We start from the raw sequence: 430 nt of genomic DNA, 5'->3' as shown, positions 1-430 counted from the left end.
TTCTCAGACAATCACGTCAATCAGCAGGCTGAATTCAAAAGCAGCGCAAAGCCCACCGGAGAAGTTGATATGGAACCTCGCGTCACTGAACTGGAGACACATCTCAAGTACATCCGCAGAGACCTGGATGAAGTCCGCGGCGACGTCAAATCCATCAAGCACAGGCTTGCCTATTCAGCTGGCGGAACAGCTGTGGTCCTGGGGCTTTTGAGCTGGATCTCCAATAGTCGCTTCGACCAGGTCGTGACACTTCTGGCAAATTAAGGAACGGTCATGCACGCAAGCCCCAACGCTTTCGACCGGGCTTGCGTGGCAGAACCAGGACCTGCATCAGCCCAGGACTTCACTCAACGGGATGAAGCTCACACTATCACCCTCGATCAGTGTACGGCCCTCCAGCACTTCAACCAGACCGTCCGCCCAGGCGGCA

General features: G+C 55.6%; 2 protein-coding genes. One reads left to right on the top strand and one right to left on the bottom strand.

Going from position 1 to position 430, the window contains the following annotated elements; translation table 11 throughout:
* A partial coding sequence (locus AC1DLB_RS32190; RefSeq protein WP_477786559.1) for a hypothetical protein occupies positions 1-264 on the top strand: 264 nt, incomplete at its 5' end.
* Between the two features lie 66 nt (positions 265-330).
* Here AC1DLB_RS32190 and AC1DLB_RS32185 read toward each other — a convergent pair.
* The coding region (locus AC1DLB_RS32185; protein ID WP_477786560.1) for a hypothetical protein at positions 331-430 on the bottom strand (100 nt) is incomplete at its 5' end.

The organism is Pseudomonas sp. 05N434, assembly GCF_056396965.1.
This window is presented reverse-complemented; position numbering and strand designations above follow the sequence as displayed.